This is a genomic window from Saccharospirillum alexandrii, assembly GCF_043641555.1.
GTDB classification, from domain to species: Bacteria; Pseudomonadota; Gammaproteobacteria; order Pseudomonadales; family Natronospirillaceae; genus Saccharospirillum; species Saccharospirillum alexandrii_A.
On sequence record NZ_JBHZRJ010000003.1, the window covers coordinates 406721 to 428911 of the forward strand.

Annotated in this window: 16 protein-coding genes; 8 read left to right on the forward strand and 8 right to left on the reverse strand. The window is 56.9% G+C overall.

All coding sequences use genetic code 11. From position 1 onward, the window contains the following. The first annotated feature begins 52 nt into the window (after window positions 1-52). From ACHUE7_RS12145 to ACHUE7_RS12165, 5 genes are all read left to right on the forward strand, one after another. Window positions 53-688 carry a bifunctional 4-hydroxy-2-oxoglutarate aldolase/2-dehydro-3-deoxy-phosphogluconate aldolase gene (locus tag ACHUE7_RS12145; protein ID WP_394170197.1) on the forward strand — a complete coding sequence of 212 codons (636 nt, stop codon included), beginning with the start codon at window positions 53-55 and terminating at the stop codon, window positions 686-688. A 257-nt stretch (window positions 689-945) separates the two neighbouring features. Continuing rightward, window positions 946-4164, forward strand: coding sequence for a glycoside hydrolase family 15 protein (locus tag ACHUE7_RS12150; RefSeq protein WP_394170198.1), 3219 nt, complete (start codon window positions 946-948; stop codon window positions 4162-4164). Window positions 4165-4403: 239 nt separating this feature from the next. Beyond that, window positions 4404-6599 carry a 4-alpha-glucanotransferase gene (malQ, locus tag ACHUE7_RS12155; RefSeq protein WP_394170199.1) on the forward strand — a complete coding sequence of 732 codons (2196 nt, stop codon included), beginning with the start codon at window positions 4404-4406 and terminating at the stop codon, window positions 6597-6599. Window positions 6600-6797: 198 nt separating this feature from the next. Further along, entirely contained in the window at window positions 6798-7892 is a 1095-nt protein-coding gene (locus ACHUE7_RS12160; RefSeq protein ID WP_394170200.1) for an ABC transporter ATP-binding protein, read from the forward strand. A gap of 89 nt (window positions 7893-7981) precedes the next feature. After that, complete coding sequence (locus ACHUE7_RS12165) at window positions 7982-9268, forward strand: DUF4032 domain-containing protein (protein ID WP_394170201.1); 1287 nt, start codon at window positions 7982-7984, stop codon at window positions 9266-9268. A 20-nt stretch (window positions 9269-9288) separates the two neighbouring features. Here the strand turns inward: ACHUE7_RS12165 and ACHUE7_RS12170 are convergent, their stop codons facing one another. Further along, window positions 9289-9465, reverse strand: a complete 177-nt coding sequence (locus tag ACHUE7_RS12170) for a DUF6435 family protein (RefSeq protein ID WP_394170202.1) — start codon at window positions 9463-9465, stop codon at window positions 9289-9291. 331 nt (window positions 9466-9796) lie between these two features. Between ACHUE7_RS12170 and ACHUE7_RS12175 the strand changes: the two genes are divergently transcribed. Continuing rightward, a complete protein-coding gene (locus ACHUE7_RS12175; protein ID WP_394170203.1) occupies window positions 9797-10423 on the forward strand; it encodes a peroxiredoxin in 627 nt (208 codons plus the stop codon). Between the two features lie 44 nt (window positions 10424-10467). Here the strand turns inward: ACHUE7_RS12175 and ACHUE7_RS12180 are convergent, their stop codons facing one another. Continuing rightward, window positions 10468-11670, reverse strand: a complete 1203-nt coding sequence (locus ACHUE7_RS12180) for an NAD(P)/FAD-dependent oxidoreductase (protein ID WP_394170204.1) — start codon at window positions 11668-11670, stop codon at window positions 10468-10470. 117 nt (window positions 11671-11787) lie between these two features. Continuing rightward, entirely contained in the window at window positions 11788-14082 is a 2295-nt protein-coding gene (locus tag ACHUE7_RS12185; RefSeq protein WP_394170205.1) for a GGDEF domain-containing protein, read from the reverse strand. A 380-nt stretch (window positions 14083-14462) separates the two neighbouring features. On the opposite strand from ACHUE7_RS12185, the gene ACHUE7_RS12190 reads away from it, so the two are divergent. Beyond that, entirely contained in the window at window positions 14463-15017 is a 555-nt protein-coding gene (locus ACHUE7_RS12190) for an Hsp20/alpha crystallin family protein (RefSeq protein WP_394170206.1), read from the forward strand. Window positions 15018-15116: 99 nt separating this feature from the next. On the opposite strand, the gene ACHUE7_RS12195 is transcribed toward ACHUE7_RS12190, so the two are convergent. Beyond that, a complete protein-coding gene (locus tag ACHUE7_RS12195; protein WP_394170207.1) occupies window positions 15117-16628 on the reverse strand; it encodes an FMN-binding glutamate synthase family protein in 1512 nt (503 codons plus the stop codon). 125 nt (window positions 16629-16753) lie between these two features. Between ACHUE7_RS12195 and ACHUE7_RS12200 the strand changes: the two genes are divergently transcribed. Beyond that, window positions 16754-17986 carry a bifunctional alpha/beta hydrolase/OsmC family protein gene (locus ACHUE7_RS12200; RefSeq protein ID WP_394170208.1) on the forward strand — a complete coding sequence of 411 codons (1233 nt, stop codon included), beginning with the start codon at window positions 16754-16756 and terminating at the stop codon, window positions 17984-17986. Between the two features lie 12 nt (window positions 17987-17998). Here the strand turns inward: ACHUE7_RS12200 and ACHUE7_RS12205 are convergent, their stop codons facing one another. The 4 genes from ACHUE7_RS12205 to ACHUE7_RS12220 all read right to left on the reverse strand — a co-directional run bounded on the left by ACHUE7_RS12205 (window position 17999) and on the right by ACHUE7_RS12220 (window position 22124). Next, the gene (locus ACHUE7_RS12205; protein WP_394170209.1) at window positions 17999-19198 is read right to left on the reverse strand and encodes a multidrug effflux MFS transporter; all 1200 of its coding nucleotides are present in this window, start codon (window positions 19196-19198) and stop codon (window positions 17999-18001) included. 156 nt (window positions 19199-19354) lie between these two features. Further along, on the reverse strand, window positions 19355-19810 hold the full coding sequence (locus ACHUE7_RS12210) for a GAF domain-containing protein (protein ID WP_394170210.1): 456 nt from the start codon (window positions 19808-19810) through the stop codon (window positions 19355-19357). A 98-nt stretch (window positions 19811-19908) separates the two neighbouring features. Continuing rightward, on the reverse strand, window positions 19909-21495 hold the full coding sequence (locus tag ACHUE7_RS12215; RefSeq protein WP_394170211.1) for an ABC transporter substrate-binding protein: 1587 nt from the start codon (window positions 21493-21495) through the stop codon (window positions 19909-19911). Window positions 21496-21515: 20 nt separating this feature from the next. Then, the gene (locus ACHUE7_RS12220) at window positions 21516-22124 is read right to left on the reverse strand and encodes a helix-turn-helix domain-containing protein (RefSeq protein WP_394170213.1); all 609 of its coding nucleotides are present in this window, start codon (window positions 22122-22124) and stop codon (window positions 21516-21518) included. Window positions 22125-22191: the final 67 nt, after the last annotated feature.

Below are 22191 nucleotides of genomic sequence, written 5' to 3' on the forward strand. Positions count from 1 at the left end.
CGGGTGTGCAACACCAAGACAGGGTTACTCACGTTTACGCAGAGAGAAGAATATGAGCTATCAAGTCCAGGATATCCTTGAACGCGCCTTTCCGGTTATGCCGGTGCTGGCGGTCAGCCGCGTCGAAGACGCCCAGCCACTGGCCCGCGCCCTGAAGGCGGGCGGCCTGACGGTGCTGGAGGTGACGCTGCGCACCAGTGCGGCGATCGACGTGATTGCCGAGATGAAAAAGGTAGAGGGCATCATTGTGGGTGCCGGCACCGTGACCCGGGTTGAGCAATTGAAGCAACTGGAGGCTGTCGGTGCCGATTTTGCCATCAGCCCCGGCGCAACACCACGCCTGCTCGAAGCCGGCCAGCAAACTTCAATGCCGTTTCTGCCGGCCATCGCCAGCGTGTCGGAAATGATGCAGGGGCTGGAGATGGGTTACGAACATTTCAAATTTTTCCCGGCTGCTGCCTCGGGCGGTGTTTCGGCGCTGAAGGCCTTTGCCGGGCCCTTCCCGGATGTGAAATTCTGCCCCACAGGCGGTATTTCAGTGAACGACTTTACCCAGTACCTGGCGCTGCCCAATGTGGTGTGCGTTGGTGGCTCCTGGGTGGTGCCGGCCGATGCGCTGAATCAGGGCGACTGGGCCCGCATTGAGCAGCTCGCCCGTGAAGCCTGTGAGTTGGCGAAGCAGGCCTGAAGCTCATGGTACTTGGTTGCCAGTGGTACGTGCCAGTTGCCGGGTATACCTATCCGGGGTCGGCGTGAACCCTTCCGTGGGGCCTAGACCGCAGCATCCTTGCTGCGGACTACCCCGGACAGGTATACCCGGCACCCGGCACTTGCTTGGGTGCTGGCTCTGAAACTTTTTCCGATATCCGTTTTACAACGCCTGAGTCATAAGGCACAAAGGTTGCAGCTTATATTGCAGTCCTGCCCTTTCTGGAGTGTCAAACAATGACCGATCACACTGACCATCTGAACGCTCCCGGACGTCTTGATCAGTATTTCGACGAAGTGTACGCCACCATTTTAAGCCGTCAGGATGCCAAAACCGGTCTGTTTCCGGCCAGTACTGACGTAAACGGTCACGGTGACTACACCGATGCCTGGGTGCGCGACAACGTCTATTCCGTTCAGGCGGTCTGGGGCCTTTGGCTGGGCTACCGGCGCACCAACCATAACCCGGGGCGTACCGAATACCTGGGCGACTGTGTAACCCGGCTGATGCGCGGTCTGTTGTCGGCCATGTTGCGTCAGTCGCACAAGGTCGAGCGGTTCAAATACACCCAGAACCCGATGGATGCACTGCACGCCAAGTACGGCACCCAAAGTGGCGACGTCGTGGTCGACGACGACAAATGGGGCCATCTGCAACTCGATGCCACCTCGATCTTTCTGTTGATGCTGGCACAGATGACACGCTCCGGGTTGCGCCTGATTCACAGCGTTGACGAAGTGAATTTTGTCCAGAACCTGGTCTGGTACATCGGCCGTGGTTACCGCACACCGGATTACGGCATCTGGGAGCGGGGCAACAAGATCAACAACGGTCACGTTGAAATCAACGCTTCATCGGTTGGTATGGTAAAGGCTGCACTGCAGGCGATGCGTGGCCTGAACCTGTTACACGACGCTCACAGCTACCGCGGTGTTATTCATGTGGTGCCGGATGAAATCGCCCGCTGCCGAACCACGCTCGAAAACCTGTTACCGCGCGAATCCCTGTCGAAGGAAGTGGATGCCGCCTGTCTGTCGGTCATCGGTTACCCGGCGTTTGCCGTGGAAAAGAAAAGCCTGGTCAACACCACCCGCGAACACATACTCGACAAACTGGCCGGTCGCTATGGCTGCAAGCGTTTTCTGCTCGATGGCCACCAGACCGTGCTGGAAAACCACGACCGGCTGCATTACGAACCGGACGAACTGCGTAATTTCGAAAACATAGAATCCGAATGGCCGCTGTTTTTTGCGTTTCTGTATCTCGATGCACTGTTCGCCGAAGACCGGGAACGCAGCGACGAATACCGGCTCAAGCTGGATGAGTTGCGCGTCGAAAAAGACGGCCTGTGGCTGCTGCCGGAGCTGTACTACGTCGATCAGGAACACATCGATGCCGAACGGGCAGACCCGGGCAGCCAGCCACGCTTGGCCAATGCCAACGTGCCACTGGTGTGGACCCAGTCGCTCTATGTACTCGGTTGTCTGGTGCACGAAGGCCTGGTTACCACCGAAGAACTCGACCCCGTCGCCGCGCACAAGCGCATCGGCCGCAAGCAGCGGTCACCGGTGCTGGTGGGTCTGCTGGCCGAGAACGAGGCGGTGAAAGACCGGCTGGCGGCGCGCGGCCTCTGGTCCGAAACCGTCGACCAGTTGGACCCGGTGCGGGTGTTGCCACCGCTGGAACTGGCGCGAGTCTTCAATGTGGTCGGTCAGAACCGGACGCTTGGCCTCACCGGTCGCCCACAACGCCGGCCGCGCTCGCTGGCAACGGCACAGCTTTATCAACTGGGTGGCGAAAGCTGCGTGTTTCTGCCCCAGTTCCAGAATCGGGATACCTTTTATCTGGCATCCGATAACCAACTGCTGTGTGAAAAAGTCCAGGCAGAGCTGAAGTACGTCAGCCGTCACTGGCATCAGGACAAGCAACCGCTGATGATGCTCTACCTGACGGACACCATGACGACCGCCCGTGACGCCGGGGCGGTATTCGATCTGGTTGCCGAACTGAGTGCTGGTAGCTGCAACGGCGTCACCGTGCGCACCGGTCCCTTGCTTGAGCTACTGGATGACGTCGGCACAGAACGCATTGATGACCTGAACGATTATTACGTGCCCGATGCGCTGAGCCTGGTTCGACTGCGCCGTAAAAACTGGCTGCCCGAGGCCGATCAGTGCCAGCCGGTGCAGCCTTCGGTACTGTCGTTGCTGGAGCCGAGCGAAAACCTCGATCAGCAACGCGACCGACTGCAAAACAGCACCAACCTGCGCGAACAGATGGACATCATCACCGACTGGGCCCAGGTGCATGGGCTGGATTTCGAACCCGGCATTGCTCCGCGGGTCACGGTCAAGGTACTGCTGGAAGAGGTGTATCGCAAAGCCAGTTGTCGCCATGAATGGAGCGTGTTGCGCAAGGCGGCCGGGGTGCTCGGCAAGTACTGGGGTGGCCTGGAAGATTCAGTGGCCGAAATACTGGCGCGTCAGCGCATAATTAATGTCGGCCGTGCCTATTCCGACCAGGGGCTGATTCGCATGCCGCTGAGCAACCGGGAAACGCTGGCGCTGATTCGCCAGAACTGCGGTGCCGATGTGCGCGAGGCCATACTGAACCAGGAAATTCTCGTCATTCTGTCGGTCATTATGCGCGGAGAGCCCGAATTGTTCGACGGCATGATGACCATACGACCGGGCCACCTGGCCCAACTGATGATGGGCCGTTTTGCCCAGGAAGCCTCACTGGAGCCTGACCAGGCCTTTGAGTACCTCGCGGCTATGAGCCCGTTCGACATCCAGAGCCGGATTCGCGACATTCTGGAAAGCTATACTGAGGAAGTTAGTCGGCTGTTTTCCACCGAAGCGCTGCATTTGCGCAGCTTACCCGGCGTTCTGTACCGGGTCGACTCGGGCCCAGAGAGTTTGCCGGGCGCCACGGTCGAGAACGACGTGGCTGACTGGCAGAGCTGGCGTGAAGAGCAGGGCGTTATGCCGCGTTTCCCTGAATCCTTCCATCAGCGGCTCTGGTCGGTTTTGCAACAATGCCGGGGCGTTGTCGTGGGCGACCGGTTTGATCCGCGCAGCCGACTGCAAAGTGATCTGGTGACCAGTCACATGACCGGGGGCGAACCCCAGTTTGCGCAACTGGTCGAGCGATTGCTCAGTCAGATAGAAAGCCCGGAATATCGCCAGATGTCGGTCGAAGCGCTGGCAGCACTGATGGCCTTTGCCGAAGCGAACCCGCTGCTGGAACTCGACGACTTCGTGATTCTCGATGTGGTGATCTCCCATGCCGTGCGCTTAAGCTGGCAGCACAAACATGCCAGCCAGGCGGATGCTTACAACCAGTTCCGCGGTGAAGCCTGGCAGCAGTTTTACCAGGCACCGCCGGAGTCCGTACGCTACTGGCTGCTGGAATCGCTCACCTATCTGGTTGAGAATGCACCGGAAATGGCCTGATAAGGCGCGCTGGTGCCGCTTCATCCGGCCGGGGAAATCCTCCTGGCGATAAATCCTTCCGGCCCGGAGCGGACGAACCGCGAAAACCGGGCCAAGGCTCGCTACACTGGCTAGACGGGTGACTGGCCCCGGAGCCTGGTGCGATACCAACGACTACACACATCGTCGCATGCAGCGTCCGCAGCCGGTCAGGTTTGAACCGCACTTTGACTGAGGTTTCTATGGCGACTGGGGTTTCTATGACGAATGGGGAGCTGGTCAGCAAGCTTGCTCACTTGCGAAACATTTCCTCCACCTTTCAGGACTATCGCGGGGTCGCCACGCAAGTCGACGCGGCCAACATTGAACGCATTCTCGCCGCCATGGGCTACGACCTCGAAGATGACGCCGGGCTGGCACAGCGCGCCATGCAGCTGGATCAGCAGCAATGGCAGCAACGTCTTGAGCCGGTGGTGGTGCTTAACCCGCTGCGCGGTCACGACCTGAACCTCTACCTGACCCGTGATGAATGCCAGCAGACCGGCCACTGGCGTATTGAATGTGAACAGGACGCACCCGCACGTGAAGGGCACTTTGATCCGTCTGAACTGACGCAAACGGGCGACTACTGGATTGGCGATACCGAACACCTGCGGCTGGCACTGCCGTTGCCTTTAGATTTGCCCGAAGGCTACCATCGCATTTATCTGACCCTGGCCGGTCAAACCAATGAAACAGCCCTGATCGTGACCCCGGCCACCAGTTTTCAGCCTGAGCCCATGGCGCGGGGCGATCGCATTTGGGGTACGGCCATTCAGCTGTATACGCTGCGCTCGTCGAACAACTGGGGCATGGGCGATTTTGGGGATCTGGCCGAGCTGGTCGATACCCTGGCCGATCAGGGGGCGGATGTGATCGGCCTGAACCCGATTCACTCGCTCTATCCGATCAGTCCCGAGCATGCCAGCCCCTACAGCCCGTCGAACCGAAGCTACGTTAATCCGCTCTACGTGGTTATTGAGCAGGTGCCCGAATTCCAGTCGGCCACAGACCTGCAACAGACACTGGCTGGCGTTGAGATGCAGACGGAGCTGAGCCGTCTGCGCGATCAGTCTATGGTCGACTACACGGGCGTCAGTGCGCTTAAGTACCGGGCACTGAAGGATCTCTACCGGGTATTTCGGCGAGACCATCTGGGGCAGGGTACCGATCGGGACCGCGCCTTTCAGGCGTTTGTCGAGCAACAGGGTGACCCTCTGCGTGAGCATGCCACCTTCGAAGCCCTGCTGACCCATTTTCGCCAGCAAGACCCCATGGCCTGGGGCTGGCCGTGCTGGCCAGAGGCCTATCAGGACCACCACAGCGAGGCAGTGCAGGCTTTTGCCACCGAGCATGACGACGACATTACCTACTTTCAGTACCTGCAGTTTGTGGCTGATGAACAGCTTCAGGCGGTTGACCGGCAAACCAAAGCGCGCGGCATGCGCATCGGCTTGTACCGCGATCTCGCCGTAGGTGCCGACCGCGGTGGGGCGGAAGTCTGGGGTAATCGGGAGAGTTTTTGCCTGAATGCAGCAGTCGGAGCCCCGCCGGACGCCCTGGGGCCCAACGGTCAGAACTGGGGCCTGCCTCCGTTCGACCCGATTAAACTGAAAGCCCAGGGCTACCAGTCTTTTATTACGCTGTTGCGCAACAACATGCGCGCCTGTGGTGCCCTGCGCATCGATCATGCCATGGCGCTGTTGCGGCTCTGGTGGTGCCCGCCCGGCGAGTCGGCGGCTTATGGCGCCTATGTGTATTACGACCTGTACGATTTGCTCGGCATTCTGAATCTGGAGTCGCAGCGCAACCAGTGCATGGTCATCGCTGAAGACCTGGGTACCGTGCCGGACGAGGTGATCGACACCTTTCCGCGTGCCCAGCTGTATTCAAACAAGGTCTTTTACTTTGAAATGGCCGATGGCGTCTGTACACCGCCGGAAGACTACGCTCAACGGGCCCTTGCCATCGTCTGCAACCACGATATGCCGACCGTGCATGCGTTCTGGGCCATGTCGGATCTGGATCTGCGCCAGCAACTGGGCATGTTCGCCACCGAGGCGGATTTTCAGGGCGAACGCGTCGCGAGGTCGAAGGCCAAACAGGCGATCATCGATGCCCTTGCTGCCTATAACCGACTACCGGACGGTATCTCCAGCGATGCCGGGAAGGTGCCTGACATGACGTTGCCGCTGTGTCTGGCCATCCATCGGCATCTGGCTGCCTGCCACTCGCAAATTGTGGCGGTGCAACTGGAGGATCTGATGCTGATCAACGCGCCGGTCAATATCCCCGGAACCAGCGATGAATACCCCAACTGGCGTCGGAAACTGACTGAAACCCTGCCGGAGTTGTTCTCAAAAGCGGCGATAAAGGCCTTTTGCCAGCAGCTGAACACCCTGAGAGGTGACGGCTAAGGCTCATTCCAGAGCGGTTTGGAAGGAAATTACAGCGTTAGGTCCGGATTCGGGCTTGCAATTGGTAGTATTATTACGGCTATAATGGAGCCATTCGTCGGATGAGTCGAAAATGCCTGTAAGAAAACTACAAAGGCACTTGAAACATCCTTTGCCCCGGCACTGGGTTCGTATAACGACAAAAATGAGTGGAAGCTGATGGCTAGCATAAAATTTGACAACGTAGTGAAGAGCTACGGCGACGTAGACATCATCAAGGGTCTCGATCTGGAGATCCGCGACAAGGAATTTATGGTTCTGGTTGGCCCGTCTGGTTGTGGTAAATCAACCACGCTGCGGATGATTGCCGGCCTGGAAGAGATCACCGATGGTAAGCTGTTTATCGGCGACCGGGTGGTTAACAACGTCCATCCCAAAGACCGCGACGTTGCCATGGTGTTCCAGAGCTACGCCCTCTATCCGCACATGTCGGTCTATGAAAACATTGCCTTTGGCCTGCGCCTGCGCAAACTGCCCAAAGACGAGATTGATCGTCTGGTCAGCGAAGCCGCCGACACCCTGGGCCTGACACCCTTGCTGGATCGTAAGCCCAAAGCCTTGTCCGGTGGTCAGCGTCAGCGTGTGGCGCTGGGTCGTGCCATTGTGCGCAAACCATCGGTGTTCCTGTTTGACGAGCCGTTATCGAACCTCGATGCCGAACTGCGGGTTCACATGCGTGCTGAAATCGCCAACCTGCAGAAGCGTCTTTCCATCACCTCGGTTTATGTAACGCACGACCAGGTTGAAGCCATGACCATGGGCGATCGCATCGCGGTATTGCACGACGGTAACCTGCGTCAGGTGGGTACACCGCTCGATCTGTACGACAACCCGCAAAACGTCTTTGTTGCGCAGTTTATCGGCACCCCGAACATGAACATCCTGAAGATGACCGTGTCGGACGATGGCTCCGAACTGACGCATCCGGACATCACCTACAAAACGCCAGAGGCCTGGAAAGCAGCCGTCAGCGAACGCAAAGGCAAGATGGTCTACGTTGGTTTCCGTCCCGAGCACATTCGCGGCGAAGGCGAACACGACTGGAAAAACGTTGCTGAAATTAAATCCAAGGCACAAATTGTCGAAACTCTGGGCCATGAAGTGGTTGTACATTCCAAACTGGCCAATGACGACAAAAGCATTGTCGCCAAAATGGATGTACACAAGACACCGAAGGTTGGCGACGACCTGGTGTTGTATGTGAACGCCGACAAACTTCACATTTTCGACGGCGAAACCACCAACCGTCTGTAAGTTCGGTTTCGCGTTTACAGCAGTGAGTAGTGCCCATAAAAAGCCGGCTTGTTAGCCGGTTTTTTTGTTTCAGTGTCAGGGGACCTTCCATGAAAATTCAGATTCATTCGCCAAGCCATTACATTACCGATTTGCGATACCCCTGGTCAAAGCACCTGACGCAATGGCCACCGGAGCTCTTTGTTGAGGTGGCGCGGGGGATTCATCGCAATGTGGTTCGTTTCATCAGCAACAAGGGGCGGGTCTATGCGCTCAAGGAACTGATGACGCCCATCGCCCGCAATGAATACAACTTATTGCGCGAGATGGAGGAAATGGGCTTGCCAGTGGTCGAACCTGTCGGACTGGTCACCAACCGGGATGAGGGCGTCTCCCAGGCCCGGTCGACCTTTGATCTGGTGGGGGACAGCATGGACATGAGCAACCGTGCGCTGCTGGTCACACACTATCTGGAAGGCGCGCTGCCTTACCGCATCATCATCCAGCAAGGCATCACCATGGAGCAACTCGGTCAGATGCTGGACGCTCTGGTTGAGTTGCTCGCCCGGCTGCACCTCAGTGGCATTTACTGGGGCGATTGCTCGCTCTCCAATACGCTGTTCCGGCGTGATGCGGGCCTGATGGCGGCCTACCTGGTCGACGCTGAAACCAGTGAAATCTACCCGACGCTGAGTGATGGCCAGCGCGCCTACGATCTGGAACTGGCCGAGTTGAACCTGGCCGGCGACCTGATGGACCTGGAAGCCGCCGAGCAACTGCCAAAAGGGGCCGACCCGGTTGAACTGGCCAACTCTGTGGTCGACCGCTACAACAAGCTCTGGCAGGAGCTGACTCACGATGAAATCTTCGAACCCGAAGATCAGTTCAAAATTGAACAGCGGGTGCGACGGCTGAATGACCTGGGCTTCGATGTCGAGGAAATGGAGATTACCACGGTTGACGATGGTCAGCGCGTGCGCATGGTGCCGCGAGTGGTGGAACACTGGCATCACCGGCGCCGGCTGAACAGCCTCACCGGGTTGCAAGTGCAGGAAAACCAGGCACGCCGGCTGCTAAATGACCTGAGCCGCTACAAAGCCTTTCTCGCCGAACACGAGGGCCGTGACATTCCCGAACCTGTGGCCGCCTATCGCTGGTTGTCCGAAGTGTTTAACCCCAGTCTGCAAAGCATTTCTAGCGATCTGAAAGGCAGTCTCGATGATGCTGAAGTCTTCCATGAAATTCTCGAACATCGATGGTATCTGAGCCAGGCAGCCGGCCGAGATGTCGGCCAGGCGGCAGCGACGGAAGACTACATCAATACGGTGATGAAACGCCGCAAAGCAGGTAATTTTAAGGCGGGTGACGATCCGTTTGTTAAAACCACGAAACGTTAGCGCCGAGAGCGAGCGTGTGTTTACGGCTTGTCTTGTTGACCGGCCTGCAGCATCTTATACAGCTTGTCGGCCTCTTCAGACAGCATTGAATAGCTGCGGATATCGCCGTTGCGTTGCGCCTGCTGGGCTTCCGTCAGCTTTTTTTCGTAGGCTTTTTGCAAAGACTTGGTGGTATCTCGTTTCAGAAAACTGAGCATGTTGACTCCGATTGGCTATTGTATGATTCATATACGGTCGATTCTCCGTTTCGGGCCACTGAACGGGTTTGACTCAGGGTGGCGTTGTCAGCAAATGTAAATGGCACTTTAAAAAGTGCTGACGGGACCAGATGTATGGGCAGACACGAGGGTTGCATCGCGTTGCAGCCAGGCTGCCAGCCTGATGTGGATGAATATAACCCTGGATAGTCAGTCACTATCGACAGCATAGTATGGAATTGTATAAATATTAGGAAAAACAAATATACTGAATTGTAAGGATGGCACATCACCGTGCTTTCATGTTCTCACTGTAAACAGGAGCAAGACGATGACACTACGCTTAGGCGATACCGCACCCGATTTTACCGTTGAGACCACTCAGGGAAAGATCACCTTCCACGAGTGGCTGGGCGATTCATGGGCCTTCTTCTTCAGCCACCCCGCTGACTTTACGCCCGTGTGCACCACTGAGATGGGACGCACAGCGCAGCTGTCGGACGAGTTTGCCAAGCGCAACGTCAAACCACTGGGGCTGTCAACGGACACCGTTGAAGCGCACAACAAGTGGATCTTTGACGTCAACGACACTCAGAACACTACCCTGAACTTTCCGATTGTCGCCGATGCCGACCTGTCGATTGCCAAGCAGTACGACATGATTCACCCCGGTGAAAGCCAGACAGCCGCCGTTCGTTCTGTTTTCATTGTCGACCCGAAGAAAAAGATTCGGCTGACGCTGACCTACCCGATGTCGGTGGGTCGTAACTTCGATGAGATTTTGCGGGTTATCGATGCCCTGCAGCTGGGTGATGCCAAGCGGGTTGCAACGCCAGCCGACTGGCGTCCGGGTGACGACGTTATCATTCCACCGTCGATCAGCAACGAGGAAGCCAAAGACATCTTCCCCCAAGGCTGGAATGAAATTCGTCCCTACTTGCGCACCACCAAAGTCTGATTGTCAGTCAGGCATAAAAAACCCCGGTTATCCGGGGTTTTTTTTTAAGGGCTGGTTTTCACCAGCCACTCTCTGCCGCGCAGCATCAGGTTCCAGTAAACCCAGGGAAAACCCGTGGTTTTCATCCACCAGTAGAGGCTGCGCGGTACTCTTGGGTCCAATGGAAAGCTGGGTTTCAGGCTGCCACCGTAACCGAACTCAGCGAGCACGACTTTCCCAACTTCCACTGTCAGTGGGCAGGCACCGTACCCATCGTAAACGCCAGGCATAGTCTGTTGCTTTCTGGCAGCTAACAGATTGTCGGCGACAATCGGAACCTGTTTGCGCACTGCGGCCGCTGTCTTCGCATTGGGGGCTGAGCACACGTCGCCGAGCGAAAAGACATTGGTAAATCGGGTGTGTTGCAGTGTTTTCTGATCGACATCGACCCAGCCGGCTTCGTTGGCCAGTGCGCTGGAGGCGACGATATCCGGCGCACATTGCGGCGGTGTTACATGCAGCAGGTCAAACGTGGTTTCTTCAACGCTGCCATCGCCTTGTTTGAACCAGGCTTTCCTGGCAGGGCCATCCACCTTGATTAGTGTGCTACTGAAGCAGGTTTTTACGCCGTACTTTTTAACATAGCTTTCGAGTACCGGCACAAAGTCGGCGACGCCGAACATAACCGCACCGGCATTGTGAAACTCGACATCAACGCCAGACAATCGATTTTCCTTTAGCCAGTAATCGCAACTGAGGTACATGGCTTTTTGCGGCGCCCCGGCACATTTGATCGGCATGGGTGGCTGGGTGAACAGAGCCCGGCCAGTCTTCAGTTGTTGCACCTGATCCCAGGTATAGGCCGATAACTCGGTGACGTAATTTGAAGTCACCCCATTCTGGCCCAGTGTGTCCGCCAGGCCTTCAATGCCCTCGAGGTTCAGTTTCAGGCCCAGGCTGACGACTAGCTGTTCGTAGGCCAGGGTAGTGCCGTTGTCGAGATCGATTTCACTGGCTTCAGGGTTGAAGGCGGTGACCGCGGCTTTGATCCAGTCGACACCGGCTGGAATATACGACTGAGTCGGTCGTTTCAGTTCCTCCAGCGACATGACGCCGCGCCCCACCAGTGTCTGACCAGGCTGGTAAACGTGGGTCTCCGACGGTTCGATAATCGCAATGGTCAGTGATGCATCGCGTCGCTTCAGCGACGCCGCGACGGACAGGCCAGCAGCCCCTCCACCGGCGATCAGTATCTGGTAAGTCTTCATCCTGTTCCCCTTGTGTATAGGCGAGTCATCACAGTTGCATCTTATTAAATAAGAAAAAACTAATATTATGAAGAATAGGGCGCATTGGGCAAAACGTCAACTGCGGGGTTTAAACGCTCATTTTGTGGGGCTGGGGGCAGTGCTGTGCGCCGGACGGGTGGGTGTACAAACCCGGTTACGACCGGAATCCTTTGCGAGGTACAGGGCATTGTCGGCCAGAACCAGCAGTTCGTCCGGGTCGGTGCAGTGCTCGGGCCAGGTCGCAATGCCAGCCGACAGGGTCAGGTACCCCAGGTTCCGGTGTTCATGAAAGATGGGCACCTGGTTCACGGCAATGCGAATTTCTCCGGCGAGGGCTTCGGCATCGGCCGAACTGGCCCCGGGCAAAATGGCAATGAATTCTTCGCCACCATAGCGGCACACCACATCGGTTTCTCGAAACCGGCTGCGCATGGTATCGGCGACCAGGCGCAGGGCTTCGTCGCCGGCCTGATGTCCGTATTGGTCGTTGAACTGTTTGAAGTGGTCGAGGTCGACCATGATGAAACTCAGTGGCACCTGGGTGCGCAGCGCAATGGCCGATTCCCGGGCATAGAGTTCATTAAAGTAACGCCGGTTCTTCAGACCGGTGAGCGAGTCTTCATACGACAGCGTCTCCAGCCGTTGCCTCAGGATCAGGCTCGACAGGACCACGCCTACCTTGTCCATTGCCTGGCGGACAGATTGAAACAATTGGCCGCGACCGCTGCGACGTTCGCCTTCGGCGACCTGTTCAGGCAAGGCGATGATCAGCAGGCCCAGAACATCAGAGCCCCGGTCGACATCTTCTACAGTAATGGGGAATACCCAGTAAGGATAACCGTCAATATCGACTCGTGCCTGGCTCATCGGGTCCAGGTATGCAGAGGCTGGGATGCTGGGGAGGTCGCTTCCTGACCAGGTTTCAGGGGGTTGCGGTCCATGTTCGCCCCATCGCGACAGTAACGTGAATACCGGTTTGGTGTTAAGGCGACGATAGAGTGCGCCAACCAGAGGTCGAGTGTACGCCGGCAGATCAGCGGCGAGGTTGTCAAAGCCCTGCTCCAGTGACTGGCTGGCGTGCAGGCGGGTGACCATGTCGTTGAGCAGCAGGGTTTTTTCATGCTCATAAGACAGAATTCGGGTACGCAAGCGCTCCTCGTCCGCCAGCGTTTCGAGCTTGCGGGTGCGTTCATCGACTCTCAGTTCCAATTGTTGATTGAGCGCGTACAGTTCCTGGCGGGTCTGGTGATACTGGCGCAGCGACACCAGACTGATGACCAGAGAAAACGCCAGTCCACCCCAGCTCAGTGGGGTTCTATTCCAGGGCAAGAACCCGTGGGCGACTGCCATATCGATAATCAGCAGGACCGAGTAGAGCGCGAAAGTGGCGATGATTGCCTGTTGCTCCCGGTTTACCCGGCGCAGGTTGGGAGCGACTAAAACAAACAGCAGGGTCAGTGTCGCCAGCAGCAAGTAGTCAAATACATAGAACGCCGAGGGCAGAATAATGACACCGAGCAACGACAAACCAAGGGCACCAACAACGTACAACAAATGCCCCTGCCACAGCTTGCGAATCAACCCGGTTCTGGATTCAGGCAGCCATTGTTCCAGCAGCAATCCTATGGCCACCGGCAACATGAAGTAGGCGCCCGCGGCGGCGTAGTCCCAGACAATAGGCTGGTACAACAGCAACAAGCTAGCGGGGCTTTCGGCGGTGACCATCAGTGCCGAGGCCAGAGAAAACAGGCCCACGCTGAAAAAGGTTCGACGCTGGGTTTCGATCAGTGCAAAAAACAGGGCAAGTACGGCTATGATCAGGGAAAAGGCGCTGGCGGCCAGCGCATCCGCCGAATCGGTCAGCAGGGTGAGAATCTGATCCTGTCGACTGTTCAGTCTTACTTCGCCCCAGAGGCCGATGTCGCTGTAGCTCGAAAAAATTCTGAAATACAGGGTTTTGCCGCTATACCCCTCCGGCAGAGGCACCATATGCCAGGGCCAGCCTTCAAAAGACCCCTGGCCCTGATCATCGAAGGTGCCATAGTGGTAAATCTGCTCACCCTCGAGGTAGACCTCGGTAATCAGATCGACGCTATAAATGTAGAGAATCGGGTCTCGCCATTCATCCAGGGGCAGGGTTACCCGGTACCAGACGTTGGTCTGGCCGTTGCGATCAGGCGGGTTGGAGGGAAAGTCGATGGCCTGCCAGTTGTTACTGTTGGCCGGGTCCCGAGTCCACTCGGGCGCACCGTCTGCCGTGAAAGGTGAGTCGCCCCAGCGAAACTGCCAGCCTTCGTCCAGCGGTTGTCCTGAGGCGCTTGCCGGAGCGAACGCCAGTCCAAACCCGTGAACAGCAAGCAGCAGTAGTATTTGTACAACAAAATGACGCATAACAGGGCGCTATCACAAACACAGCTTACATTAGTGACTGATAATAGTCGTTGCCTGTGAGAAATGCCTTAAAAATTGACGGCAAAAAAACCAGTAAGGGCAATTTTTCTACTCGCTCTAAAATACGCCGCCTACACAACAGCGGTAGATTCAGGGTTTATGGTGGTGCACCCTGTGGCTGTTTCGTATAGAAGTGTGGCCTTCTGTTAACTATGGCAATTCATTGATCCTGATCAATGTCTTTTGAGCTAATCTTGCCAATGCTAGGGACTGGGACGACTTTTGAAACATGGCGTTTCAGGGCCGGATCCCAAACTGGTAACTCCTGATTCAGGTTGTATTGTTCAGGGTATTTCGGACATTAACCACAGGACAAGACAATGGAAAACACACATCAGTCCAAATCAAAACTGGCCCCCAAAAATTGGCTCAAGCATGAAGAAGAGCAACATTCACCGGTTGCCGACAGGCGAAAGCCATTGTTTTCGCTGATCCGAATGAGAGATGACATGGATCGGCTGTTTGATCAGGCATTCGGAGGCATTCAATTTCCGAACTTGTTCGATGACACAGATTTTTTCGCAGGCACTACCGGCATGCTCAGTCCAAGCATTGATATCGCCGAGCGCAAGGACAGTTATGTCATTACCGCCGAGGTCCCCGGTGTCGAGGAGAATGATCTGAAACTGAGTCTGGAGCAGGATAGCCTGGTCATCAGCGGCGAAAAGCGTTCGGAACATGAGGATAAAAAGGACGATAAGGTCCACCGGGTAGAGCGCAGCTATGGCCACTTCAGACGGGTGCTCACTTTACCTGCCGACGCCAGGGTCGAGGATGTTTCAGCGCGCTTTAAAAACGGTGTTCTGACGGTGACCATTGGCCGTGACCTTACTCAGGCCAGTTCACAACGCCAGATCAAGATCGAAAAAGGCTAGTGATTTCCGCTCAATGCTCACCGCCCCGTGTGCTTTGGGGGGTGAGCAAGCGGCACAAGATCTCCTTCGGACTGCCAGTTTATCAAGCCGGTAAGGCCTTTACTCAATGGTATGGAGGGGAATCCGGTTCTTGTAAACGTGTTCCAGCGGTGCCGACAAGCCACTGTCGGTGACCATGCGTACATGTCGTCGCTCCAGATTCGAAGGGCCAGCCACGCCACACGAGTGGGCGATCATCTCCAGAAAATACATCATTTGCTGATGATAATGGGCTACTCTGGCTGCTTTGTCGCTCGGTACCAGGCCGCGTTGCAATTTCGGGTCGTGGGTGGTGACACCCGTTGGACAGGTATTCTTGTTGCACTGCAACGCCTGAATACAGCCCAGTGAGAACATGTAACCACGGGCCGATACGATGTAATCAGCCCCGGTTGCCAGAGCCCAGGCTACCTTACTCGGTACCATGAGTTTGCCGGAGGCAATGATCCGGATGCGATCGCGCAGGCCGCTGGCAATCAGTTGGTCGACCAGCCACGGCAGGCTTTCCTTGATGGGCAGGCCAACATAGTCCATGAGCGGTTGCGGTGCCGCCCCGGTCCCGCCATCGGCACTGTCGAGCGTGATAAAGTCCGGTGCGCAGTCTGGTCCATGCTTACGAATCAGCTCGAACAGGTCCACCAGCCAGTCCGTGTCCCCCAGTACGCATTTGAAGCCGACCGGTTTGCCGGTGACCTCCCTGATACGGTGGATCATCGTTAACAAGTCCTCATTCGAGGCAATATCCAGGTGCCGGTTCGGGCTGATGGAATCCTGACCCACGGGTATGCCCCGAATTCTGGCTATTTGCTCCGTGACCTTGTCGCCGGGCAAAATGCCTCCTTTTCCGGGTTTGGCACCCTGACTGAGTTTGATTTCAAACATCCTGATCTGATCGTGCGCCGCCAGAGCGCGCAGCTTGTCATCACTGAGTTCCCCGCTCTGGTCCCGGGCCCCGTATTTGGCAGTCCCCAGCTGAAACACCAGATCACAGCCTCCTTCGAGGTGAAACGGCGATAGACCCCCTTCGCCAGTATTCATCCAGCAACCCGCAGCCTTCGCCCCCTGGGACAAAGCCTGTATTGCGGGCTTTGACAAGGCGCCATAGCTCATTCCAGAAATATTAAACAGCGACTTCGGCTCGTAAGGCTGACGGCAATCGGGTCCGATGAGCTTCGGCTGCCAGTGAGGCGAGGTATCGCTGAGTGTGGGAAAAGCCGAGTTCATGAACATGAGGGTACCCGTTGGATCCAGCGACCGAGTAGAACCAAAGGCAATGGTGTTGTCGAGGTTCTTGGCGGCCCGATACACCCAGCTTCGTTCAGCCCGGTTGAACGGCAGCTCTTCCCGGTCCATTGCGAAAAAATACTGTCGGAAAAACTCTCCCAAATGTTCGAAAAAATACCGAAAACGGCCAAAAACCGGGTAATTACGGCGAATGCTGTGTTTGCTCTGATTGCGGTCAATCAGGTACAGAACTGTCAGTGTGATTAACGCGGCAAACAGCGCCAATACGATAATGAGCCCCAAGGTGGCCAGTGTGATCAGACCCAGATTCATCAGATTGCTGCTCATTGCTCGTCCTTAGTCAGAAAGTTGCGAGCAGCCTATCAGAGGTTGGGCAGGTGAGGGTGAAATGCCGTACTTATTGACCGTTGTGCTAGGGTGTTCGACTATTATTCTGATGATTGGGAGTCACCATGTCGCGCCGTAAAGTCGAGTTTACCAACCGGGATGGCCACACTCTGGTCGGCTCACTGGAACAACCGGAATCAGGCCCGATTCGGGTGATGGCGCTGTTCGCGCATTGTTTTACCTGCGGCAAGGACGTCATTGCCGCGACTCGCATTGCCAGTGCGTTGGCCGAGCAGGGCATCGCCGTATTTCGCTTCGACTTTACCGGACTGGGTGGCAGCGACGGCGATTTCGGCAACACCAATTTCAGTTCCAATGTTGAAGATCTGCTTGATGCCGCTGAGTTTCTGACTGAACATTACCAGGCCCCCAGATTGCTGATTGGCCATAGCCTGGGTGGCGCGGCCGCACTGGTCGCGGCCTCCCGGCTTGAATCGGTAGAAGCCGTGGTGACCATTGCCGCCCCTTCAACGCCCTCGCACGTTCAGCATTTATTTGCCGACCAGCACTGCGACATTAACCGGGACGGCCAGGCCGAGGTGGATATTGGCGGGCGCCACTTCAACATCAGGGCGCAATTACTGGACGACCTGGAAGACTGGTCGTCACGCAACCTGGTTGCCACCCTGCGCAAACCCTTGCTGATCTTTCACTCACCGGTCGATGCTGTAGTGCCCGTCAGTGAAGCCGCCGAGCTATACCAGGCGGCCATGCATCCAAAGAGTTTTGTGTCACTCGACAACGCTGATCACCTGTTGTCAAAGCGCGCCGATTCCGATTATGTCGCGGCGACACTGGCGGCCTGGGCGAGCCGGTACCTGGAATTTGGCGATGAGGCCACCCCGACAGATCGGCCCCGGGTTGCAGAAGATGAGGTTATCGTGACCGAACAGGACGCCCGTTTTTTGCGCGGTCTGTATACAACACGGCATGAAGTGCTGGCCGACGAGCCTGAAAGCAAGGGCGGCACCGATCAGGGCCCAACCCCCTATGATCTGTTGCTGATGTCGCTCGGCGCCTGCACCTCCATGACCTTGCGCATGTACGCCAATCACAAATCGCTGGCCGTCAGCGACATTCGGGTACGGCTGAGGCATTCGCGAATTCATGCGGAAGACTGCCAGGATTGCGAGTCGAAGAACGGCCAGATCGAACAACTGGAGCGCCATATTAGCTATCAGGGCAACCTGACCGAGGCCGAACAGCAACGTTTTCTGGAAATCGCCGATCGCTGCCCGGTGCATAAAACCCTGACCCGGGAAATACGGATCAGAACCGAGGGAGGGCAGTTGGACTAGCGTGAAGCCGGGTTACGCCGCGGCGGGCAATCGAATCCGGGCGGCAAAGCCCCAGCCAAAGATGGCCACGGCAATGCCGCACACCCAGATGCCCAGTGCCATTGGCAGTGGTGTTCCGTCCATGGCCTGGCCGAGCCAGAGCCCGATCAGGAACGAGCCGATCACCATCACCAGGCTGCTGAGTGCCGATGCTGCCCCGGCGGCCTGGGGGAAAGGTCCCATAACGCCGCTTTGTGCACAGGGCTGGTTAATGCCGTGCCCGATCATGAAGACGTAAAACGGCAGTAGCAACGCCCAGAGTGAGGTAAAGCCCAGTACGACCAGCAGAATCATCGTCGAACTGCCCACCAGTGCAAACGCACCGCCGACCACAACCGTACGCTTAATGCTGACGCGCCGCAGCAGGCGACGGCACAGCAAGGTACCGCTAATATAAGACGCCGACATCGAAAACATGATGATGCCGTAATGCGTGGCCGACAGGCTCAGGTAGTCCATAAACACAAACGAAGACGACGCCAGAAACACATAAAGCCCCCCGTAGGTGGCTGCCTGCAACAGCGCGTAAGACCAGAACGTATGATGGGTGAGAATGCCCGCCCAGGTGCGTACCAGGCGGCCCGGCCGCAGGGATTGGGTGCGCGGCTCGCGCAGCGTCTCATTAAGGCGAAAAGCAATTACCAGCAACACCGCGAAGCTGAATGCCGCCAGAAACACAAAGGTAAACTGCCAGCCTAGATAGGCGGTTAACAAGGCTCCGAGCGGTGCGGAAATACAGGCTAGAACGCCCAGCCCGGACAAGCCCCGGCTCAGCGCGTGAGCTGACTGTACCGGGTCGTCAAACAAATCGCGTACCAAAGCCCGTGCACACATCACCGCCGCACCGAGAGCGATGCCCTGAACCAGGCGCCAGCCAATAAGCCATTCCATGGCCGGTGCCAGTGCCGCGCCTATGGCCGACAAGGCGTATAAGCCGAGGCCCGCCAGCAATACGGGCCGGCGGCCATAGCGGTCTGAAACCGGCCCCCAAATCAGCTGCGAAGCGCCGAAAGCGAGCAACATGACCGACAGGGTTAACTGGGCGTGGGCGACTGTGGTTTCGAATGACGCGGTGATGTACGGCAGGGCGGGCAAGTAGAGGTCGGTCGTGAACGGCTGCAAACCCAACAGGAGCGTCAGGATCAGGATCAGAAAGGTGGGGTTTACAGGCATTAAAATACAGTCCTTGCCAGTGAGCGCAATTAAGTCGGTACTATATCGCAGAACGGTGGGTCTCGCTGGAACGCTGCTGTCTGGCTGGGTGTACGATGGGGGTGAGAGCGGGCTTTGCAGCCCGACTTTTTAACACATTGCTAGTGTTGCCCGACCTTAGCCAAGTTCCTTCGCCAGAGCTGTAACCAGTGCCTGGTGATGGGCGTTAACCAGATTCTCCAGGGCGATAACGCGTTCTGGTGTGAAATGGTTCTTGTCATCCAGAAAGTTCACGGTGCCGACAACTTTGTCCTGCTCAATCACCGGAACGTTCAGGACCGACTCGCAACCGAGTTGATTGATCAGCGGGTGGTCGGAAAACACATCGGAAAACCCGTCGGTTGAGTTGGCAATAAACGACTGCTTGGCGTCGATGACCTGAGCACTCCAACGGTCCTGTCGCATTGGCTTGGAACCGGTTGCCGGGTAGTCGGTCGGATGAGAGGTGTAGGCCCGTCGCGCCAGCCCGGCATCGTTATCCAACACCATAATCGTAAACAGTTTGGCGCCTGCAATTGTGTTCGCTTCCTGGTGCAGTGCTTTATAAATTGGAGCGGTTGAATCAAGTGTCATTGCGTATCCAGCGTTATTTGAAAAAATTCGGTCAAAAAAAGGGGGCGCAGAGCGCCCCAAGTCGTACATTATGAAGGTAATGCGGTCGTCATGCTGTGTTACTTGGTGACCAGACGGTAGAACACATAGTCGGAAATGGCACCGTTAACAAAGCCCTGCACCTGGTTAGCCATGGCGACCTGTTTGGTGGCCTGGAACATGATCACAATGGGTGACGACTCTTGTACGCCACGTTGTAACTCTTCATACATGGCCAGGCGCTTGTCTGCGTCCTGCTCACTGAGTGCCGCCATGGTCATCTCATTCATCGCATCAGATGGCTGCCAGCCGTTGCGCCACGTTGTGGTGCTCTGGTAGTTGTCGTCTGAATTGTCGCTGTTGTAGGAAAACGCCTTGGCATTCGAGTGCGGGTCCATGAAATCGGGGCCCCAGTAAAGCAGCATGGCTTCATGGGTGCGGGCGCGGTATTTGGTGATCACCTGGGCACCGGTGCCGGGCAGAATGTCAAAATTCAGGCCCACCGGCGCGAAGGTAGCTTGCAGTGCCTGAGCCATATCGGTGAACGGTGCCGAGTTGATGACATCCAGCGTCATCGTCATCGGCAGGTCGAAACCGGCGTCTTCGAGAATGCTGCGAGCCCGCTCCGGGTCGTAGTTGTAAGGCGTCTCGGTGACGGCGCCTGGGAAACCGGCGGGCCAGAAAGCCTGGTGAACGCGCATCTGGCCGTTCAGGAAGGAGTCGGCCATGCCGTTGTAATCGACCAGGTAACGGGCCGCTTCCCATAAGGCTTCAGACGTCAGTGCATCGTTCATCTGGTTAAACGACAGGAAATGCACGGCGGCTTGCGGAAAGGTTTCAACCCGAACCTCGTCGTTACCGGCCAGGCCGCTGACCTGATCGGGTGTCAGGTTCATGGCGATGTCGACATCGCCGGAGGTCAGCAGCAGGCGCTGGGTGGCGGCTTCTGCGACATGACGAATGATCACCGAATCCATTTCCGGTGCTCCGGCAAAGTAATCCGGGTTCGCATCCATAATCAGCAATTCGGCGGGGCGGTAGGTGCGCAGCTTGAAGGGGCCGGTGCCTGCGGAGTTGCGGTTCAGCCAGTTGTTGCCCATGTCGCCATCAACGGCCTGTGCCTTGACGGTCTCTGCATCGACGATGGATGCCGGACGAGAGGCCAGCACGTTCATCACGAATGAGGGGGCAAACTCGCCTACATAACGCACGGTCACTTGGTTGCCGTCGGCGGTGACCATGTCCAGCACGTTGTCCGGGGTCCAGCCGAGCTGGGTCAGGATGAAGGCCGGGGCCTTGTTCAGTTTGATGACCCGTTCGAACGAGTACAGCACGTCGTCGGTGCGCAGTGGATTGCCGGAATGAAAAGTTACGCCATCACGCAAGGTGAAGACAATTTCCTTATCGGCAGCATCAATTTCCCAATCGGAAGCCAGGCCGGCGACCAGAGTTGTGGTGTCTTCAGCGTCGTATTGCACCAGTTGGTCGTAGACGTTGGCGACAAACTCACCGGATGAAAATTCGTAAGCCTGGGCCGGGTCGATGCTGACAATGTCGTCGATGTTCTGGGCAACGACCAGGGCGTTGTCGGGCGTGGCAGCCGAGGCGTAGGCGCCGGTCAGCGTCAGCAGCGCAGCGGCTGCGACGGTTTTAAAGCGGTTAACCATAATTATAGTTCTCCAGAGTGTTAATCCCGTGATAACCGGGTTCTTTTTTGACCAATCAGTCGGGGGGAAGTACCTGTCCAGACCATACGGGCCGGTACGTCGCCGATGTTGGCGAAACTGTGGGGGGTGTCGCCCATAAAGTGCAGGGTATCCCCGGCATTCAGTACAAAGGTGCTGTCGCCCAGCGTTTGCCGGACGGTGCCGTCGAGCATCACGATCAATTCCTCGCCGGCATGGCTGGTCAGTTCCGAGCTGTAACCCACCGGGATGTGAATCATCAGTGAGGTCAGGGTGCCACCAGGCAGGTCGGTCGACAGGCGTTCGTATTGCAGTGAAGAGTCGGCGATGGCAAATCGCTCACGCTCCTGGCCACGGGTGATGCTGTCGTTGGCTTTGGGCGTGGCGATGAAATATTCGATGCTGACCCCCAGGGCCGACGCCAGTTGCGCCAGCGTCCCCAGCGAGGGTGTGCCCTTGTCCCGCTCCACCTGACTGAGAAACCCCACCGAAATGCCCGCCTGGTCGCTCAAGGCCTGCAGCGTTAGCCCGGCACGGCGGCGTAAATCCCGTATGCGCTGGCCACTGAGCGGCGGTTTATCGAGGTCCTGAGCCGGTGTTGGGTCGTTCATGAGTCAGCCTGTATTTATGAAAGTTATTTGACACTAGTAAAAAAATTTAGTTAAGTCAAAAAATGTT

What these genes read in the sequence shown, in the direction of transcription:
- ACHUE7_RS12165 (WP_394170201.1), top strand. Translation starts at nt 7,982, where the DNA reads ATGAAAATTCAGATTCATTCGCCAAGCCATTACATTACCGATTTGCGA.
- ACHUE7_RS12210 (WP_394170210.1), bottom strand. Translation starts at nt 19,810, where the DNA reads ATGACACTTGATTCAACCGCTCCAATTTATAAAGCACTGCACCAGGAA.
- ACHUE7_RS12220 (WP_394170213.1), bottom strand. Translation starts at nt 22,124, where the DNA reads ATGAACGACCCAACACCGGCTCAGGACCTCGATAAACCGCCGCTCAGT.
- ACHUE7_RS12195 (WP_394170207.1), bottom strand. Translation starts at nt 16,628, where the DNA reads ATGAGCAGCAATCTGATGAATCTGGGTCTGATCACACTGGCCACCTTG.
- ACHUE7_RS12185 (WP_394170205.1), bottom strand. Translation starts at nt 14,082, where the DNA reads ATGCGTCATTTTGTTGTACAAATACTACTGCTGCTTGCTGTTCACGGG.
- ACHUE7_RS12215 (WP_394170211.1), bottom strand. Translation starts at nt 21,495, where the DNA reads ATGGTTAACCGCTTTAAAACCGTCGCAGCCGCTGCGCTGCTGACGCTG.
- ACHUE7_RS12150 (WP_394170198.1), top strand. Translation starts at nt 946, where the DNA reads ATGACCGATCACACTGACCATCTGAACGCTCCCGGACGTCTTGATCAG.
- ACHUE7_RS12160 (WP_394170200.1), top strand. Translation starts at nt 6,798, where the DNA reads ATGGCTAGCATAAAATTTGACAACGTAGTGAAGAGCTACGGCGACGTA.
- ACHUE7_RS12170 (WP_394170202.1), bottom strand. Translation starts at nt 9,465, where the DNA reads ATGCTCAGTTTTCTGAAACGAGATACCACCAAGTCTTTGCAAAAAGCC.
- ACHUE7_RS12205 (WP_394170209.1), bottom strand. Translation starts at nt 19,198, where the DNA reads ATGCCTGTAAACCCCACCTTTCTGATCCTGATCCTGACGCTCCTGTTG.
- ACHUE7_RS12190 (WP_394170206.1), top strand. Translation starts at nt 14,463, where the DNA reads ATGGAAAACACACATCAGTCCAAATCAAAACTGGCCCCCAAAAATTGG.
- ACHUE7_RS12145 (WP_394170197.1), top strand. Translation starts at nt 53, where the DNA reads ATGAGCTATCAAGTCCAGGATATCCTTGAACGCGCCTTTCCGGTTATG.
- ACHUE7_RS12175 (WP_394170203.1), top strand. Translation starts at nt 9,797, where the DNA reads ATGACACTACGCTTAGGCGATACCGCACCCGATTTTACCGTTGAGACC.
- ACHUE7_RS12200 (WP_394170208.1), top strand. Translation starts at nt 16,754, where the DNA reads ATGTCGCGCCGTAAAGTCGAGTTTACCAACCGGGATGGCCACACTCTG.
- ACHUE7_RS12180 (WP_394170204.1), bottom strand. Translation starts at nt 11,670, where the DNA reads ATGAAGACTTACCAGATACTGATCGCCGGTGGAGGGGCTGCTGGCCTG.
- malQ (WP_394170199.1), top strand. Translation starts at nt 4,404, where the DNA reads ATGACGAATGGGGAGCTGGTCAGCAAGCTTGCTCACTTGCGAAACATT.